Below are 17,507 nucleotides of genomic sequence, written 5' to 3'. Positions count from 1 at the left end.
TGTCTGTCATGAGCGACGAAAAGTGCTTCAACTGGCATTCAAAGCCTGCGCGACTTTGGGATCGTTCGCAATTATTTTGAGACATCCATCGTCGCCGCAAGCCACGAAAACTCTGCCCCCAGGCTTTGCATCCAAGATCGTTAGCACTTCAGATGTCAGAGTCATGACAGATGAATTGCCGACTTTTCGGATCTGGTTTCTATCATGATTTGCGCCTCGCTGGACATACATTTGTATATCCCAACCGAGTAACTTGATTTCAAGAAATCAATGAAAGGCCAAGAAGCGGCAGCTTCATGCGCCTTTACTGATCCAAGAACGACCTTAACTTCCGCGACCGGCTTGGGTGCTTCAACTTCCGCAGTGCCTTCGCCTCGATCTGACGAATACGCTCACGCGTCACGCTGAATTGCTGGCCGACTTCCTCAAGCGTGTGGTCGGTATTCATGCCAATGCCGAAACGCATGCGCAGAACCCGTTCTTCACGCGGAGTGAGCGAGGCCAATACGCGCGTAGTGGTTTCCTTCAGGTTCTCCTGAATAGCGGAGTCCAAAGGCAGAATCGCGTTCTTGTCTTCGATGAAATCGCCAAGCTGGCTGTCTTCTTCGTCGCCAATCGGCGTCTCAAGGCTGATAGGCTCCTTGGCGATTTTCATCACCTTGCGGACCTTCTCAAGCGGCATTTGCAGCTTTGCGGCCAGTTCTTCCGGCGTCGGCTCGCGGCCGATCTCGTGAAGCATTTGCCGCCCCGTGCGGACAAGCTTGTTGATCGTCTCGATCATGTGGACCGGGATACGGATCGTGCGGGCCTGATCCGCGATCGAACGCGTAATCGCCTGACGGATCCACCACGTGGCATAGGTCGAGAATTTGTAGCCGCGACGGTATTCAAATTTATCGACGGCCTTCATCAAGCCGATGTTGCCTTCCTGAATAAGATCAAGGAATTGAAGGCCACGGTTGGTGTACTTCTTAGCAATCGAAATGACGAGACGCAGGTTTGCTTCGACCATTTCTTTCTTGGCCTGACGGGCCTCTTTTTCGCCCTTCTGAACCTGCTGCACGATGCGGCGGAATTCAGGGACATCGACGCCGACGTACTGGCCGACTTGCGCCATCTCGCCGCGTAGCTCTTCGATTTTCGGGGTAGATCGCTCAAGAAGCGTTTGCCAGCCGCGACCGGGCTTTTCGCCCATGCGCTCAAGCCAATTCGGGTCAAGTTCGTAACCACGATAAGCGTCGATGAATTCGCGTCGGTTGATGCGCGCCTGGTCGGCGAGCTTAACCATGTTGCTGTCAATCGACATGATCCGGCGGTTGATGCCGTAAAGCTGGTCGATCAGGGCTTCAATACGGTTGTTGTGCAGGTGAAGTTCGTTCACCAATTCGACGATTTCCGAGCGCAATTTCTGGTAGGCGTTTTCAGCCTTCTCAGAGAACCTGTCATCTTCGTTCAGCGTCGCGGACATGCGCGAATCCTGCATTTCCGACAGTTCATTGTAGTGGTGCGCAATCACTTCAAGCATCTCAAGCACGCGGGGCTTTAGCGCGGCTTCCATGGCGGCAAGCGACATGTTGGCAGCTTCGTCCTCGTCTTCGTCGTCATCTTCCTGGATCGGATTGCCGTCAGCGTCGAGTTCCTGTTCGTCGGATTTGGTTTCGGCAGCAGGCGCAGCGGCAGTGGCCACGGCCGGTGCGGCGCCCTCTTCTTCGCCGATTGTATTGCCGAAAGTGGTCTCAAGGTCGATCACGTCGCGCAGCAAAATGTCTTCGCTTAGAAGTTCGTCGCGCCAGATTGTGATGGCCTGGAAGGTCAGAGGGCTCTCGCAAAGCCCTTCAATCATCGTTTTGCGACCGGCTTCGATCCGCTTTGCGATCGCGATCTCGCCCTCGCGGGACAGAAGTTCGACCGAGCCCATTTCGCGCAGGTACATGCGTACCGGGTCATCGGTGCGGTCAAGCTTCTCGGTCTCGGTCGTGGAGACAGCGACTTCGCGCGAGTTCGCCGCCTGGACAAGATCGGTCGCGCCTTTGTCGTCGTCTTCGCCTTCTTCGTCTTCGATGATGTTGATGCCCATTTCAGACAACATAGACATCACGTCTTCGATTTGTTCGGAGGACACCTGATCCGGCGGCAGAACTTTGTTCAGCTCGTCATAGGTGATGTAGCCCTTCTCGCGGGCATCGCCGATCATCTTTTTGACGGCGGCCTGGCTCATGTCGAGCCCGCCTTCGGCGTCCTGATCGTCGTTCTTACGGTCGTCGTTGTCTTTGGCAGCCATTCGGCACTCCCAAGAAAATCGTGTGATTCGGGCCTAGGCGAATCATCTAGTGCGAATCAGAGAATCACAACCCATAGCCCTGCTTTTGTTGTCGACATACGCAGAAATACTACGGCGTGTCACGGCGCCCTTTTGAGAAATCTATCTGGTCTAAAAGTGAACTCAACTTTTGCTTTTCTTCCCGTTTCACCCGGGCCCCATTCGGCCCGAGATCGTATTCTGCACGATCGTCCGATCCGGACTTCTCACTGTTGTTGCGGGCTTCCGCCGCCTGCCGCAGCCGGGTCGTCAAAACCTCGTCAGCGGCGCCGGAGAAATCTTCAAGGGCGTCATCAAGCTCGCGAATCGCGCCACGGCGGGCCGCAATTTTTGCAAGCTCCTCGGCCACCGACATTTCGGCAACATCCTGTTGCGCCCCGGAGCGTACTCCCGGTGCAATACGCACATGGCGCGCATGGGTCAGTTTTTCAAGGGCGTCGGCCCCGCAAATCAAAGCTAATTCATCGGAATTGGCGCCACCGGTCTGCAGAAGCGCTGCGCGCACTGCATCATGCTCGGGCCGACTGGTGCTAAGGCGTTCAAGATCGGCGGTAAAGCGGTCGACCAGATCGGGGTGACGCACCAACGTCGCAAGGATTACGGCCTCGCGAAGTTGGTCTTCAAAGGCGGTGCCAGCTGCGGCAAGTGCGCTTGATTTTGTCTCGGCCATCGGGATTGGGATGGGTTTCCCAAAGCCCTTGGTGAAGGTTCCACGGTTATATCGGTTGCCTTTAAAGCCCTGCTGGACGCGATTTCCGTCAAAAAGCGTTCGACGTAAGCGATTGATTTCATCGTTATAATGACCTCGAAGCGATGGGTCACGCACCTGCCGAATGGCCTCACGCAGGGTTCGGTCAAGGGCCGCTTTTCGCTCGGGGCTGTCGAAGGATTTGCCCTCGGTTTCGCGTCGCCACAAAAGCTGGACCATCGGTATGGCCTGATCCAAGTGGCGGCGCATAGCCCCTGCCCCTCCAGCGCGGATCAGGTCATCGGGGTCGAGACCTTCGGGCATGAGACAAAAACGCAGCGACTTGCCGGCCTCGATCAAAGGGAGCGCAATATCCACCAAGCGCATCGCGGCACGGATGCCGGCCTTGTCGCCATCCAGAGCGATAATCGGCTCATCCGAAATGCGCCACAAAAGCTGAAGCTGGTCTTCAGTGACGGCTGTACCAAGCGGCGCCACGGTCGAAGTGAACCCAGCTTCTGACAGCGCGATCACGTCCATATAGCCTTCCGCAACCAAAAGGGGCTGGCCCTTACCCGCGGCTTCACGGGCGGGCCCGTGATTATAAAGACTGCGGCCCTTATCAAAAAGTTCGGTCTCGGGCGAATTCAGGTATTTAGCTTTATCATTTGGGTCCATCGCGCGGCCACCGAATGCGGTAGCGCGCCCACGGGGATCGCGGATCGGGAACATGATGCGGTTGCGGAATGTATCGTAGGGGCGTTTGCCTTGGTTGGAAGGCTTGGCAAGACCCGCCGCCAAAATCAGGTCCTCCGCGACGCCTTTTCCTGTCAAATGATCCCAAAGACCCTGCCAACCATCTGGCGCAAAACCGATATTCCAGCGCTCAAGTGCAGCCTCGTTGAGACCCCGTCCTTGCAAATAGTCGCGCGCAGGAGCCGCGCCGTTGGTCTTAAGGTTCAGGCGGAAAAACTGGACTGCTTGTTCCATAACATCGGCAAGTTGCGTGCGGCGGTCGTCCTTTTCCTGCGCTTTCGGGTCCCGCGCCGGCATCTGCATGCCAGCCTCGCGCGCGATGATTTCCACCGCTTCCATGAAGGACACGTTCTCGGTTTCCTGCACAAAACTGACCACATCGCCCTTGGCGTGACAGCCGAAGCAATAGTAGAAGCCTTTGCGGTCATCCACATGAAATGACGCAGTTTTTTCCTGGTGGAAGGGACACGGTGACCACATATCCCCCTTGCCCTGATTGGACTTTCGCGTGTCCCACATGACTTTGCGCCCAGCCACCTGAGACATTGAGGCGCGGGTCTTTAGTTCGTCAAGGAAACCGGGGGGCAGACTCATGGTGTTAATATCGGCCGTGGCGCCAAAGGAGTCCACACACGAAAACGGGCGCCCAAAAGCGCCCGCTTACAATCTGATGTATCGCGATCACCTCGCGAGGCGCGGACGGCTTCCCTTGGAGAAATTGCCGTCGCTCGTATCTGGCGGACAGCCGTAGAACTGCGAATTCGACGTCCCATCAATTTCGCCTCCTGCGATCACAGACGCTCCATGGAAACCATTTGCTTGCGCTGCGAAGTTCACATCGCCTGCAGCAATGATTTGACTGCCAAAAAGCGACAACTTCGAGGCAGTTTTCATGCTCCCATAGGTGATCAGCTGCGCTCCGCCACCGACGGTGCAGCCATCCTCATCACCGACTTGCAGACCCTGCGGCGAACTGATCGAGCTATCGTCGATGCTTTCAGTGATAAACGTCGCATTCATCAAAATAGCGCCGTTGGCGAATTTCAGATTACAATCGGTGATAACCACGACATTACTGAAAGTTTCCGCGGGGATAGTGAGATCGTCACCCACGCAGTTAACCCGATTGATTGCATCCGGCCGCAGACAGGCAACAGAAAATGTTGTGCAATTTTCTGGGCTGATCGGACTGGGCTCTGATTTATTCCCTTTGCCACCGCCCTTGCCATTGTTGCCGCCATTGCCATTTCCGTTCGAAGCGCCAGAGGTCACATTTACTGTTTCCCAGCTATCTGAATTTTCAATAAACGAGCGCGTGTGTTCAGTACCGGATTTTTGAATGCCGGCAACAATTTCATCGATGAACGCGTCAACGTCAAATGTTCCTGCCCCATCGCGTCGCGCCTCCCAGAGGCCTTCATTTTGCTGAAATCCTGACGCCCCCGGTTCCGGCGCCCCAGGGTGCAACGACCCCAAGTCCAACGCCCCCCCAGGGACGATTAGATTGGATAGAGCGGGCATCGCGACGATGACATCGTCGTCCATCTCATTCCCAACAACCTGTTGGAAGTAATTATTTTGATTGAATTCGATTTGGTAACCCGAACTAATACAGAAGGCGCCATAAAATTCGTTGTTCGACTGCATATCGACACGACCATTTGCGAAAAATCCTGCGCCGATACAGGGAGGGTCGCCGTTCACGAATACCGCAGGTGTCCGCACGTCGAATGTGCTGAACCCGACAAGCCTCAGCAAGAAGCTGCCGACAGGATTGGCGTTTTCGAGAAGGCGGTCGGTGCTTACCCAAACGGCCTCGCTGCGCGTGTCGTCGATTTGAAACGAACCGGTAGAATAAAAGTAGGACCCGAAGTGAATGTTTTCGAGGCGGAGGACTTCGCCATACCGGCCAGCCGGCATGTTCAGCCTGGCATATTCAAGTGCCGTGTCCTTGGAGGTATCGACGTCTTCGCCAGCCTTCAGCGACACGATCGCCGCATGGGATGCGACATCGGCGGCAACCTGGAGCTGGTTTTTCGCCGCGACCAAGTTTGCCACGTCGATAGCGATACCGCCAAAGATTGCCGTCGCCATCAAGAAATAAAGGTTGAGGATGGACATACCACCCTCTTCACAGGTGCGATGTTGTAAGGCGTGGATCTTTAAGGATTTCAAACGCGATTGCATCCTCATGCCTCCGTAAATTGTTGTGCAACAACCTGCACATTTAGATTTGAAAATTGAGTAATGAATTTCAGCGGACCGCCAAAGTCGCGTGCGGGGACTGTGACGACAGTGGTGATCAATTCGTCGGTCACGAACGACGTGACGGAGACATTGGAGCTGATGCCGGCCAGTTCTGCCCGCACTTGGGCCACAACTTCCGCTTCGGTCGTCGTCATTCCAACAGAAAAGGCGCGTGTTGCATTTTGCGCTGCATCAAGCGCAATGGCCTGTCCAAAGAAGACGAGGGCAAGTTGACCGCACGCCATAAGAGTGATCACGAAGAATGGCACCCAAAGCACCATTTCGATTGTAACACTCCCGTTTTCACGGCGCCAAAACGGCGCGCGCTCTGCGCGTCGCAACCCATCAATGAAGCGATGCAGGCGGGTATTCAGAGAAGACACAGAAGGCATTTCTATACGTCCTTCATGTGAACAGAGGAAACACTGACATCGATGTTGACGATCCGCGGTATCAAACCAATCGCGGCCAGGTCAGCGGCGGGCATTGTGACGGTAGTGGTGATATCGTCGGTGCCAAAAACCGTGTTGACCGATGCACTCGGGCTAAAGGCCTGAATGCGTCCAAGCACAGCGTCCTTCGTTTCAATTGCCGTCTCAAACACCCCGACCGAGGCCATGCGATTGCCGTCATAGGCAATGCGCGTCGCCTTCGCCTGACCGTGGAAGATCAACGAGACGTCTGCAATAAAGACAAAGAAGAACAGATAGACCGGCACCCAAAGCACCGCCTCGACAGTGACAGTGCCACTTTCTGAACGCTTGAAGCGTGTCGCAACCGGGGTAGAGAGAAAGTCTCTAAAGATTTTAAAAAGCATAATGATTTCAATATGTAATTGTGTTTGTGTCTCCACCACAGATCACAGGCAGTTTTGGCGAAATTACGTCCAAGCACCCCAAAACCAGGCGGGTCTGTGTCAAGTTGAAGATCAATTTAGAAGTCTGTTTCTAACGGGCTGACTGATACAGGTCGTAGCGCCGTCATTGTTGAAGCACCCCGAACATAGGCGCCCGGCGCCGTTTCGGGCGATGTTGGTGGTTGGTTGGGGAAAAGCCGCTTCAAATGAGTGAGGGACGCGCACCCGAAAGCACGCGCCCCTCAAACCCCGTGTCCCCCCGGGGTGTCAGCCGGCCATGCGGAAGTATTCGACCTCGAAGATGGAATCCATTCCTGAGCCACAAAACGCCATGGATGAGCCTGACGTAACATCAATTTCGTTTGCCGAGATAATGGAGGCGCCTTCGATACCATCGTTGGCGGCCGCAAAATTTACCGACCCAACCGCAACAATCTGCGAGCCATACATCTCAACTTTCGCTGCGTTCGCAATTCCGCCGTAGGTCAGCAACTGTGCGCCGCCGCCGTCAGCGCAATTGTCGTCCTTGCCAAGACGCAGGCCTGACGGTGCAGTATAAGAACTGGCGCTATCGTCCTTGGTAATCACTGTCGCCTCTTCGAAGGCAGTCGTCGCCGACATTTTGACCGGGCAATTCGTGATGATCACGATTTTAGAAAAGATTTCTCCATCCATAGTGATGCCTCCATTGGATTGTGTACAGTTCAGCTCGTGCACGCGGCCGGGGGTGAGATCAGACATCTTCACTAGGTTATTGTTATCGGTAAGGTCTATCTTGAGTGGGCTATCGTTTTTAATATAAGAGCGGTAATAGCGCGAGTTCGTATCCGTCATGCCGGCTTCGATTTGCTTAAGGCGCGCAAAAATCCGCAGCCGCAGACGACCCTCGCGAAGCGCAGCTTCAAGTCCTTCATTTTTCTCGAAACCTGATTCAGTGATGTCGAGGTCACTCATGTTGGGCATCGAAACGATTGTACCAGCTTCGAATACGTTATTCTGGTTGGCGGATACGTGGCTGTTCGAATGGATGCAAAAGCCGTTCATGAAGCCGTTGTTCGACTGAATGTCGACAACGTTTTCCGCAACGAAGCCCTCGCGCAGACACGTCGGACGGTAAGTTTCGAACACCGATGTGGTGATCACATCCCATTCGCTGAAACCAACCAATTGCAGTAGGAAACTGGTCACAGGATTGGCGTTTTCAGACAAACGGTCGGTCTTGACGTAGACGGCCTCGCGTCTGTTTTCATCAATATTAAACTGCTTGGTCGCCTTGTCGTAGGTGCCAAAGTGGATGTTCTCGGTGCGCAGCACATTGCCGTAGCGCCCTGTTGGCATCATGGCGGACGCGATATCCAGCGCTTCTTGCTTGGCGACAAATTGGTCTTCGGAATCGCGTGTATAGAGAGCTGCATGCGCAGCTGTATCGGCAGCGACCTGAAGCTGGGTGCGCGCCTGAATAAGGCTGGAAACGTCAATTGCGATCCCCCCGATGATCGCCATGACAAGGACGAAAAACAGGTTGAGAACGGTGATCACACCACTCTCATCCTCTGAGAACGCCACGTTCGACGGGGCGTCTTGGGGGGTATTGAGTTTCATATCAGAACTCCAGAACCTGTTGTGACGTGACGGTGATGTAGAGGTTTGACAGCATCGAGAAGATGCCAAGGTTGCCGGCAAGGTCGGCGGCCGGGATGCGAATTGCCGTGGTGATCACACCGCGGTCAAGCCAAGTGACGGTTTTGATGTCGTCGCTGAACCCTTCCAACGAGGCTTTTGCCCATGTTGCGGTTTCATCGGCAGTGGCAAACTCCCCAACAGAGAAACTGCGGTTTGCATCTTGAGCGACCTGCAGCGCGCGTGCCTGGCCGTGGAAGACCAAAGACATTTCAACAATGCCAAACAGAAAAAAGATGAAAAACGGCAGCCAGATTACAGCCTCGACGGAAACGACACCGTCGGTGTCTTTGTGAAAACGGATGCTCCGTCTGCGGAGGCGGCGGAAATTCATACCCATGCTCTAAAGCTCCAGCAGGTGAACGGACGACACCTGAATGTTGATCTCGGCGAAAACGCCGATTAGGCCAACAGCCAACAGATCGCTCGACGGAACCGAGATATTGGTGATCACGTGCGGCGACGCTGCGAGTTCGTCCAGCGTGGTTTTCACCGTGGCGTTCGGCGCAAAAGACTGGAGATTGGCTAGCGTTATCGCCTCAAGATCTGTCTCCTCAACATAATACCCCGTTGACGCTTGACGATTGGTGTCCTGTGCGACCCGCAGCGCCTTGGAATAGCCGTGGAACATCAGCGACACATCGGTGATGAGTGCGAAAAACACGAGGTAAACCGGGACCCAAAGGACAGCTTCCACAGTAATCGCTCCATCGGCTTCGCGAAGAAATCGATTCAAGAAGAAACGCGGCAATGGCACTGGCAACGTCATACCTAAACACTCCTTAAAGGGGGATCCGGGGGGAGAGGATCTACTTTTTCAGAGGTCTATTTAGCGCCATAAAAACGGCGGAATTGAGGAACCGTATTGCGATTCCTCCGCTCCATTTGGCGATAATTTTATGTAAATTTGAGGATTGTTGCCTATAGGGCGGGTAATCGCCGGACATCTTTGGCGATTACCGTGTTTTTGGGGGTCAGAGACCCTTGGCGCGATAGCTCGCCTCAATGCGACCGATGGATACCACATAGGCCGAAGTGCGCAGATCGGTGATCTCGGGGTGGTCGTGCCAGGTCTCGCGCATCGCCTGATAGGCGGCTCGCATGGTGTCCTCGAGACCCGAGCGGACAAGCTCCAACTCGCCCGCACCACGCAGGTATTTATCCTTGAAGCCTTTGGACAATTGCCAGCCAACGCCCGCGTCTTTCGACAGACGCTCCAACTCGTTGACCAAAAGCTGGTGGCGCGATTCCTCCTGACGACGCTGCATGCGGCCAAAGCGGATATGGCTGAGATTCTTGACCCACTCAAAGTAGGACACCGTCACACCGCCCGCGTTGGCGTACATGTCTGGAATAATCACGCAGCCCTTCTTGCGCAGAATCTCATCCGCTCCGGCCGTAACAGGACCGTTTGCAGCCTCGATAATCAACTGCGCCTTGACGCGGTCGGCATTCGACAGATTGATCACGCCCTCCAACGCTGCCGGGATCAGGATTTCGCATTCGTTTTCAAGAACCACGGATCCGTTTTCAACGTAAGTGCCGTCGGCAAAGCCTTTGACGCCGCCGTGGGAGCGAATCCAGTGACTGATAGCTTCAACATCCAACCCGCTCTCGTCCACCAGCGCGCCATCACGCTCGATGATACCGACAACTTTACAGCCGTCTTCTTCGGATAGGAATTTAGCCGCGTGGTAGCCCACGTTGCCAAGGCCCTGAACGATAACGCGTTTGCCATCGAGCGATCCGCTGAGACCGGCCTTGGCCATGTCGTCTGGGTGGCGGAAGAACTCCTGAAGCGCATATTGCACGCCGCGCCCCGTGGCCTCGACCCGACCCTGAATGCCGCCCGCATGCGGTGGTTTGCCGGTCACACAGGCCTTGGAGTTGATATCCGTCGTGTTCATCCGCGCATATTGGTCGGCCATCCATGCCATCTCGCGCTCGCCCGTGCCCATATCCGGGGCCGGTACGTTCTGCGATGGATGGATCAGATCGCGTTTGATCAACTCATAGGCGAAACGGCGGGTAATACGTTCCATCTCGTCTTCTTCATAGGCACGCGGATCGATGCAAAGCCCGCCTTTGGACCCACCGAACGGCGTTTCCACCAGCGCACATTTGTAAGTCATAAGCGCGGCCAGCGCTTCAACCTCGTCCTGATTGACCCCAAGCGAGAAGCGGATACCACCTTTGACGGGCTCCATGTGCTCGGAATGGACAGAGCGGTAACCGGTAAAGGTGTGGATCTTGCCGCGCAATTTAACCCCAAAGCGCACGGTATACGTCGAGTTGCAGACGCGGATTTTCTCTTCAAGGCCGGGCGGCAGGTCCAATAACGCCGCAGCGCGGTTGAACATGAGATCGACACTTTCGCGGAAAGTCGGTTCGTTGCTGGCTTGTGAGGACATATTTGTCCCTCCCTATCGCAGATATATTGCGGTCTTTTGTCGCCTGTTGGGGGAAGCCTATCGAAAGTCTCGGGGATTGCCAGACAAACCCTGCCCAAGAAATGGGCAGGATGTTTTAGTCGTCGTCGTAAGACGGCATCAAATTCAGGCTAAGCGCGGTCAATATCTCGGCCATCGCCTTGGCCTGCCCGCCCGAAACGACACCGCCGATGCCGACGAATGTGCCGCGCGCCCACCAAAGGCCGGGCGCCCAACCGGCCTCGGTCGGAGTTTTAAGACGCACAAGAAACCCCTGCGACGGTTTGAACGCAAACGCCCCGCGATCGACCTTATCAACGTTATCGACACGCGTAAGAATACGTCCCGACCTGGTGCGCAAAACCTCGCGGGTAAGCACAATCTCATCATCCGTGGATCGCCGCATTACATCAGAGCCCCAAAGCGAAACGGCCCCCCCGACAATAAAAACGATGCGCCAACCGAAGGATGGCGAATTGGCGATGCCAAGCCACAAAAAAACGACGCCAAGCGCGAAAAAAACAAGGATACCCATCCATCGACGCCCGGCAGTCGGGGGCAGAACAGATAAGATTTCCTCGGGTTTATCGTTTTGTGTCATGGCGAGACGGTCCTTCGTACAAGGTCTCTGTAAAGCGTCTGAATTCGGGTCCGCGACAGGCGGCCGCCGTCGCGATACCACACGTGAATGCCCGCCAACATGGCAATCAGCGCCATTGTCGTAACGCGGGTGTCCTCGATCGCGAAGGCTCCGGTGTCTTGCCCCTCGGCCAGCACCACTTCAAGACGATCCTCGTAAGCGCGCCGGAGCGTTTCGATGGCGGCGAAGTTCTTGGGCGTGAGGTTTCGCAGTTCCATGTAGGCAAGAAACACCGCGTCGGGGCGATCAATGTGGAAGTCGATATGGAACGCGACGAACTGCTCAAGGCGCAACGCCACGCCTTTGACGGGGACGGTCGCATCCCACGCGGCCAGAAGCGCGGTCATATGATCGTGCATCAGATCAAAAAGCAGCGTTTGTTTGTCGGGTGTATAAAGGTACAGCGCCCCGGCCCCGACCCCGACCTCGGCCGCGATCTGGCGCATCGATACGGCCGCATACCCGGACCGCGCGAACAACCGAAGGGCGGCGTCACGGATGGCGGGGCCGGTAATATCGGCGTGGGAGCCTGCTTTTCGAGCCATACCGGTGCTTGTATATGAACAAGCGTTCATTTCAATTGGTGATTGCGCACCCCTTGCGGTTGCGCGGCGCTGAGGTCACATTGGCGCCATGCAATCTCCGGGATTTCTTGTCATACTTTGCGGCCTTGCCCTGGCTGGATGTGGCGACTGGCCAGATGTCGTGGATCCGGGCGGCAATGTGACGTCGGGCGACTGGCCAAAGCTTCAGCCATTGGGCGACCTCGGCGGACCGCCCGGCAGTGCCTGGGACGAAAGTGCAGCCTTTCAGAGCCTCGAAACCCGCGCCGCGCAACTTCGGTTGCGCGCGGCTATTTTGAGCACACCGCTGACGGATCAGGACAGTTTCGATCGCCTCCGGGCCCTGCTGTCGCAGTAATCCACATATGCACTGCGCCGGGCGTTGCCCCGGCCCGCGCGACGCGGTAACACCGCCCGGTTGAATAAGGAGCCGCATGCCATGACTAAGCCTCTTCGCCTTGGAATTGCCGGACTGGGAACAGTCGGCGCAGGCGTCGTAAAGATCGTCCAGACCCACGCGGACCTGTTGGCCTCGCGCACAGGTCGCATGGTGACGATTTCGGCCGTGTCTGCGCGCAGCAAAACGCGGGATCGTGGTGTCGATCTGTCCGGTTATGGCTGGGAAGACGATCCGGTCGCCTTGGCCGTGCGCGATGATGTCGATGTTTTCGTAGAACTTATGGGCGGCGAAGATGGCCCCGCAAAGGCCGCGACCGAAGCCGCGATTGCCGCAGGCAAAGACGTTGTGACCGCGAACAAAGCGATGATGGCCGTGCATGGTCAGGCATTGGCCGAGGCCGCAGAAGCAAAAGGCGCCTGTCTGCGGTTTGAGGCGGCCGTTGCGGGCGGCATCCCGGTGATCAAAGCCTTGAGCGAAGGCCTTGCAGGCAACGAGATCACCCGCGTCATGGGCGTGATGAATGGCACCTGCAATTATATCCTGACGCGGATGCAGGATGCGGGGCTGGACTATCAGACGGTCTTTGGCGAAGTCGAGGCCTTAGGGTATCTTGAGGCTGATCCGACCCTGGACGTCGGCGGCATTGATGCCGGTCATAAACTCGCGCTTTTGGCGTCGATTGCATACGGCACGCAGGTTGATTTTGGCGCGATGGCCATAGAAGGCATCGAGCGGATCAGCATCGAAGACATCGAACAGGCCGCCGACATGGGCTACCGGATCAAGCTTCTTGGTGTGGCCCAGATGACCGGGCGCGGTCTGGAAACACGCATGTCCCCTTGTCTGGTGCCCGCGACCTCGCCGCTTGGGCAACTTGAGAATGCGACCAATATGATCGTGCTGGAAGGCGACAGCGTTGGGCAGATTGTTCTGCGCGGTGCCGGCGCGGGCGAAGGCCCAACGGCAAGCGCTGTTTTAAGCGATGTGCTGGACCTTGCGCGCGGTACGCGCGTGTCGACCTTCGGGCGGCCTGCTGGCGAATTGGTTGCGGCGCGATCCGCTGTTTCGAGCGCCCCCGCCGCGTTCTATTTGCGGTTTGCGCTGGTGGATAAGCCCGGCGCATTGGCAAAGATTGCGACGGTCCTGGGGGATGCGGGGATTTCGATCGATCGCATGCGCCAGTACGGGCATCAAGACACCACAGCGCCGGTGCTGATTGTCACCCACAAAACGACACGTTCGGCCCTGGACGAGGCCCTGTCGGCGATGGACGGCACTGGCGTCTTGGCAGGCGCCCCTGTGGCGATCCGTATCGAGGAAGTCTGACCAAAACCCAGGCCAGGACGTCAGAAAATAAGGCGCCAGACGCCTGAGCGTGCCAGGTCCATCACGACCACAACTGCGGTCAGATGCACCCCCATAAAACTTTCGTGCGCGTCCAGGTCACCACGACCGCCGCCCCAAAAAGACGAAGGGCCACATGGCTGATAACGCCCGCATAGGCGGCGTTGTCGCAATAGCCTAAAGGACTTTCAAACACCCAATTGGGGCGCGGTCAGAGATTTTGACGCGCGCTGTGTGTGAAGCGGGACGTCCAGCGCCAGATGCAAAATTGCGGTACCTGTCAAAGCACCTGAACACGTGGCCGCCCCGCCGGACCGCACGTCCAAGCGCCACGCCGCACAGTATAAAGATGTTGTCGACGGCAAACGCCGACCGCCGGGCATCCGAGGAGTAACGCGCACCATTGACCGTTTGCGCCAGGATACCCATCCCCCAGATCGACACTGACACCATAAAGCGAGATGTCGGGCGCAAAAGCGCCCCGGCAACGCAAGACTGTAAGTTCCTTTTTTCGTGAGCTTGCCTAAGGCTGCTTCCCCAAGCAGCAGCTGGCTGGGGCGTTCAAAGGGAGTGCTTACTCGACTTCGCGTACGGCAAGCGCACGCTGAATTTCCTGCCGCACAAGTTTGCGCACATTGCGGGTGATGCGCTCGCCCAGATCGCCCTGAAGTTCTTCGCGGATAAGGCTTGAGATCAGCGGGCGAATGTCGGCGCCGTCAAAAGATGCACGGGCCGCCCTCGCCCTCGGAGGTGCATCGTCCACACTCTCGGCCTGTGGCGCGACGTCGCTCACACTGTCATTTTCGGCTCCAACCGCCTCGGCCAGCGTCTGTCCAAACGCATCGTCGCCCGTAAGGGCGTCTTGCGCCATGTCAACGATGGCCGATGTCACCGCTTCGGTCAGCGCTGTTTCGACCTGATCTTGAAGGTCGGCCTCAGTTTCTTCGCCAAGCACGTCGGGGGCGGCTGCGACGACCGACACAAAGCGCTCGCGCGTCGGCGCAGGGTCCGGCGCGGGCTCTGACGTTTCTTCCGGGGCGGGCGGCAAAACTGCGGCGGGTCCCACACTTTGCGAGACTTCCGTCAATTGAAGCGGCGTGCTTGGGGGGCGCGTGACGGCACGGCTTGCCTTGAACACAATGTGATCGGGACGGTGTTGTTCCAAATCTTCACTGCCATCGGGCTCCCAGTCGTCCGAGCTGTCGGCGACCGCCGCCTCAAGTTCGGCAATCCGGTCTTCCAGAGATTTTCGGCGCGAGTTGTGCCCAATCAGCGGGGCTTCGATGCGCTGCGCCTCGGTTAGAACAAGCGCTGCGGGACCTTGTGGAACCTCGGCCCGTGGCATCCGCGGAAGTTCGTCAGAAACCAGCCGTCGCACTGACGACAGCATGTCTTCCACGTTCTGACCTGCGCCTGCTTTTGACATTCTGACCGACTCTTTTGCCCCCTGACATCGTAGCGACCGGACCGGACGCACACAACCGTTCGGCGCTATTGTTTCCCGATCGAGCGCAGCACGCGATCAAGCGCCTGTCCCTGCTTGCTTACCTGCCCGCGCGGCGCATTACTGACCGCGTTGTAATAGGCAGCGGGGTCGTAAATCGGCACGTTCAGGCGCAGATTTTCGGCCGTCATAAGCCCGATAGAATCGAGCACCTGATAGGCGGCAACGATGCGATCGACTTCAGCGGACACAAGGTTTGTGCGCGCATCCAGCACCTCTTGTTCCTGATCAAGCACATCCAGCGTGGTGCGTGCACCAAGTTGCAGCTCTTCACGGGTGCCACGCAAGGCCAACTCGGCCGCGCTCACCTGCTGTCTTGAGGCGTCAATGCTGGCAATCGCGACCGCCAGATTTGCGTAGGCGTTACCGACCTGTTGGTCGACCTGAAGACCGGCGGTGTAAAGCTGCGAGCGGGCCTCATCGCGGCGCGCCTGCGCCTGACGCAGCTGCGAAGAAATTGCGCCCCCCTGATAAATCCGCCCCGACAACTCCAAACCGATGCTCGCACTTTCGTCCCCGTCATCATTCACCGAAAGCCGTCCATTGGCATTCAGCGACGGACGCATGGCGCGCGACGCGATTTGGACGCCAAGTTCGGCCGCTTTGACCTGATGCTGCACTTGTTTCGCAATCGGATTTTCCTGTCGCGCGATGGCGCGCGCTTCGCCTTCGGTCGCCGGAATCGACGGCATACCCGGCGCGGGTGCCAGGGTGCCCGGATAGTCGCCAACAATCGTGCGATACTGCTCCTTGGCGCGGGCCAGACCACCCCGTTCGGCCGCCAGCGAACTGCGCGCTGCGGCAAGACTTGCCTCTGACAGCGATACATCGGTGCGCGTGACCTCACCCACTTCAAACCGGTCGCGCGTGGCGCGCAATTGCTCGATCAAAAGGCGGACGTTGTTTTCGCGCAACTCAACAAAAACCACCGACCGCCGCACCGCCTGAAACGCGTTCACGGCATTGAACAGTGCGGTATTTTCGGCGTCGATCAGAGCGGCACGCGTGGCCAGCACAGTTTCTTTGGCGATATCGATGGAAAGCTGCGAGCGGCCAAAATCATACAGCAGCATATCAGCGGACAGGCCAAGCTTCGCGCTAGACCCGGCACTTTGTGACGTATCGGCGTATTCAACCGAGGCAAGATACTTAAGCACCGGACGCAGCTCAGCAATCGCCTGAGCCACATCTTCGTCTGCCGCGCGTAAAACGGCGCGGTTTTGATCAATAAGGCCGGAATTGCGATAGGTCGACACCAAAGCGTCCGACAGCGTTTCCGCCTGTGCAGTCGTTGAAATCATTGCGCCAACGGCCAGTGCTGCGAGCGTGTTCAGGGAGCGAAGGTTCAAGGTCTTCCCTTTCAAAGAAATACGTTACAGAGCAAATTCAGCGCTCCTCAAAAATCCCGCCAACAAGGGCGCATCGCCGTTGAACGCGTAGCGCCACGTGACGGCGCCGCCTGTCTTCAGTCCAACACGCACCGTGCCAAGCCGCCCGTCTTCGAAGATCGCCGCGATGCGGCCACCGTCTTTGAGTTGGTCTATCAATGGTTTTGGGACGACCTCAACACCGCCCTGGATCAAGATGACATCGTAAGGGCCATGCTGGGCCGCACCGTCTCCAAGCGGGCCTTCCACCACAGCCACATTGTCGATACCCACCGTCGAAAGCGCGCTTTCGGCTTCGGCGCAGAGGTCGGAATTGTCGTCCAGCGCAATGACCGCTTCTGCCATATGTGCTGCAACGGCAGACGAATAGCCAAACCCACAGGCCACATCGAGAACCAGATCATCGGATTGAATGTTCACAGCTTCAAGGATTTTGGCCAACGTCCGCGGATCCAAAAGCGTCCGCCCCGGTGCAATCTCGAGGTTTTCACCTGCATAGGCGGCCTCTTGCAGCGCCCTTGGCACGAAGATTTCGCGCGGCACGGTCAGCATCGCCTCGATGATCGGAAACTTGGTGACATCAGAGGGGCGAACCTGTGTGTCGACCATAATTGTGCGGCGGCGGGCAAAATCGCTCATCAACCAACTCTTTCGTTCAAAACAGTTCTTTGCTTGAACCATAACACAGGGAT

16 protein-coding genes are annotated in these 17,507 nt (G+C 56.9%); 2 read left to right on the top strand and 14 right to left on the bottom strand.

The features are described 5' to 3' along the window. Positions 1-304: 304 nt before the first annotated feature. From rpoD to AC221Y_RS08980, 11 genes are all read right to left on the bottom strand, one after another. On the bottom strand, positions 305-2,281 hold the full coding sequence (gene rpoD / locus AC221Y_RS09030; RefSeq protein WP_299751715.1) for an RNA polymerase sigma factor RpoD: 1,977 nt from the start codon (positions 2,279-2,281) through the stop codon (positions 305-307). A 109-nt stretch (positions 2,282-2,390) separates the two neighbouring features. After that, complete coding sequence (dnaG, locus tag AC221Y_RS09025) at positions 2,391-4,358, bottom strand: DNA primase (protein ID WP_486707196.1); 1,968 nt, start codon at positions 4,356-4,358, stop codon at positions 2,391-2,393. Positions 4,359-4,445: 87 nt separating this feature from the next. After that, entirely contained in the window at positions 4,446-5,885 is a 1,440-nt protein-coding gene (locus AC221Y_RS09020) for a Tad domain-containing protein (RefSeq protein WP_486707195.1), read from the bottom strand. 68 nt (positions 5,886-5,953) lie between these two features. Beyond that, positions 5,954-6,403, bottom strand: a complete 450-nt coding sequence (locus AC221Y_RS09015) for a TadE/TadG family type IV pilus assembly protein (RefSeq protein WP_299751724.1) — start codon at positions 6,401-6,403, stop codon at positions 5,954-5,956. Between the two features lie 2 nt (positions 6,404-6,405). Next, positions 6,406-6,828 (bottom strand): TadE/TadG family type IV pilus assembly protein, encoded by a 423-nt coding sequence (locus AC221Y_RS09010; protein WP_299751727.1) that lies wholly within the window; start codon positions 6,826-6,828, stop codon positions 6,406-6,408. Between the two features lie 306 nt (positions 6,829-7,134). Continuing rightward, positions 7,135-8,469 (bottom strand): Tad domain-containing protein, encoded by a 1,335-nt coding sequence (locus AC221Y_RS09005; RefSeq protein WP_299751730.1) that lies wholly within the window; start codon positions 8,467-8,469, stop codon positions 7,135-7,137. A 1-nt stretch (position 8,470) separates the two neighbouring features. Next, positions 8,471-8,887, bottom strand: a complete 417-nt coding sequence (locus AC221Y_RS09000) for a TadE/TadG family type IV pilus assembly protein (protein WP_486707194.1) — start codon at positions 8,885-8,887, stop codon at positions 8,471-8,473. Between the two features lie 3 nt (positions 8,888-8,890). Then, positions 8,891-9,316, bottom strand: coding sequence for a TadE/TadG family type IV pilus assembly protein (locus AC221Y_RS08995; protein WP_486707193.1), 426 nt, complete (start codon positions 9,314-9,316; stop codon positions 8,891-8,893). Between the two features lie 205 nt (positions 9,317-9,521). Further along, a complete protein-coding gene (locus AC221Y_RS08990) occupies positions 9,522-10,958 on the bottom strand; it encodes a Glu/Leu/Phe/Val family dehydrogenase (RefSeq protein ID WP_299751739.1) in 1,437 nt (478 codons plus the stop codon). Between the two features lie 115 nt (positions 10,959-11,073). After that, complete coding sequence (locus AC221Y_RS08985) at positions 11,074-11,577, bottom strand: hypothetical protein (protein ID WP_299751742.1); 504 nt, start codon at positions 11,575-11,577, stop codon at positions 11,074-11,076. After that, the gene (locus tag AC221Y_RS08980; RefSeq protein WP_299751745.1) at positions 11,574-12,161 is read right to left on the bottom strand and encodes a TetR/AcrR family transcriptional regulator; all 588 of its coding nucleotides are present in this window, start codon (positions 12,159-12,161) and stop codon (positions 11,574-11,576) included. The genes AC221Y_RS08985 and AC221Y_RS08980 overlap by 4 nt, the downstream gene beginning before the upstream one ends. An 88-nt stretch (positions 12,162-12,249) precedes the next feature. Between AC221Y_RS08980 and AC221Y_RS08975 the strand changes: the two genes are divergently transcribed. Continuing rightward, positions 12,250-12,537, top strand: a complete 288-nt coding sequence (locus AC221Y_RS08975; RefSeq protein WP_486707192.1) for a hypothetical protein — start codon at positions 12,250-12,252, stop codon at positions 12,535-12,537. A gap of 81 nt (positions 12,538-12,618) precedes the next feature. Beyond that, complete coding sequence (locus AC221Y_RS08970; RefSeq protein WP_299751751.1) at positions 12,619-13,905, top strand: homoserine dehydrogenase; 1,287 nt, start codon at positions 12,619-12,621, stop codon at positions 13,903-13,905. Between the two features lie 592 nt (positions 13,906-14,497). On the opposite strand, the gene AC221Y_RS08965 is transcribed toward AC221Y_RS08970, so the two are convergent. The 3 genes from AC221Y_RS08965 to AC221Y_RS08955 all read right to left on the bottom strand — a co-directional run bounded on the left by AC221Y_RS08965 (position 14,498) and on the right by AC221Y_RS08955 (position 17,454). Continuing rightward, entirely contained in the window at positions 14,498-15,349 is an 852-nt protein-coding gene (locus tag AC221Y_RS08965; RefSeq protein WP_486707191.1) for a hypothetical protein, read from the bottom strand. 65 nt (positions 15,350-15,414) lie between these two features. Beyond that, on the bottom strand, positions 15,415-16,776 hold the full coding sequence (locus AC221Y_RS08960; RefSeq protein ID WP_299751757.1) for a TolC family outer membrane protein: 1,362 nt from the start codon (positions 16,774-16,776) through the stop codon (positions 15,415-15,417). A gap of 24 nt (positions 16,777-16,800) precedes the next feature. Continuing rightward, the gene (locus AC221Y_RS08955; RefSeq protein ID WP_299751760.1) at positions 16,801-17,454 is read right to left on the bottom strand and encodes a protein-L-isoaspartate O-methyltransferase family protein; all 654 of its coding nucleotides are present in this window, start codon (positions 17,452-17,454) and stop codon (positions 16,801-16,803) included. Between the last annotated feature and the right edge of the window lie 53 nt (positions 17,455-17,507).

Source organism: Boseongicola sp., from assembly GCF_057460485.1.
Note: the sequence above shows the minus strand (reverse complement) of the source record. Positions and strands in the feature narration are given on the sequence as shown.

Coding starts and splice junctions, on each gene's coding strand:
- AC221Y_RS08980 (WP_299751745.1), bottom strand. CDS start 12,161: ATGGCTCGAAAAGCAGGCTCCCACGCCGATATTACCGGCCCCGCCATC.
- AC221Y_RS09005 (WP_299751730.1), bottom strand. CDS start 8,469: ATGAAACTCAATACCCCCCAAGACGCCCCGTCGAACGTGGCGTTCTCA.
- dnaG (WP_486707196.1), bottom strand. CDS start 4,358: ATGAGTCTGCCCCCCGGTTTCCTTGACGAACTAAAGACCCGCGCCTCA.
- AC221Y_RS09000 (WP_486707194.1), bottom strand. CDS start 8,887: ATGGGTATGAATTTCCGCCGCCTCCGCAGACGGAGCATCCGTTTTCAC.
- AC221Y_RS08990 (WP_299751739.1), bottom strand. CDS start 10,958: ATGTCCTCACAAGCCAGCAACGAACCGACTTTCCGCGAAAGTGTCGAT.
- AC221Y_RS08955 (WP_299751760.1), bottom strand. CDS start 17,454: ATGAGCGATTTTGCCCGCCGCCGCACAATTATGGTCGACACACAGGTT.
- AC221Y_RS08995 (WP_486707193.1), bottom strand. CDS start 9,316: ATGACGTTGCCAGTGCCATTGCCGCGTTTCTTCTTGAATCGATTTCTT.
- AC221Y_RS08985 (WP_299751742.1), bottom strand. CDS start 11,577: ATGACACAAAACGATAAACCCGAGGAAATCTTATCTGTTCTGCCCCCG.
- AC221Y_RS08975 (WP_486707192.1), top strand. CDS start 12,250: ATGCAATCTCCGGGATTTCTTGTCATACTTTGCGGCCTTGCCCTGGCT.
- AC221Y_RS09015 (WP_299751724.1), bottom strand. CDS start 6,403: ATGCCTTCTGTGTCTTCTCTGAATACCCGCCTGCATCGCTTCATTGAT.
- AC221Y_RS08965 (WP_486707191.1), bottom strand. CDS start 15,349: ATGTCAAAAGCAGGCGCAGGTCAGAACGTGGAAGACATGCTGTCGTCA.
- rpoD (WP_299751715.1), bottom strand. CDS start 2,281: ATGGCTGCCAAAGACAACGACGACCGTAAGAACGACGATCAGGACGCC.
- AC221Y_RS08970 (WP_299751751.1), top strand. CDS start 12,619: ATGACTAAGCCTCTTCGCCTTGGAATTGCCGGACTGGGAACAGTCGGC.
- AC221Y_RS09020 (WP_486707195.1), bottom strand. CDS start 5,885: ATGTCCATCCTCAACCTTTATTTCTTGATGGCGACGGCAATCTTTGGC.
- AC221Y_RS09010 (WP_299751727.1), bottom strand. CDS start 6,828: ATGCTTTTTAAAATCTTTAGAGACTTTCTCTCTACCCCGGTTGCGACA.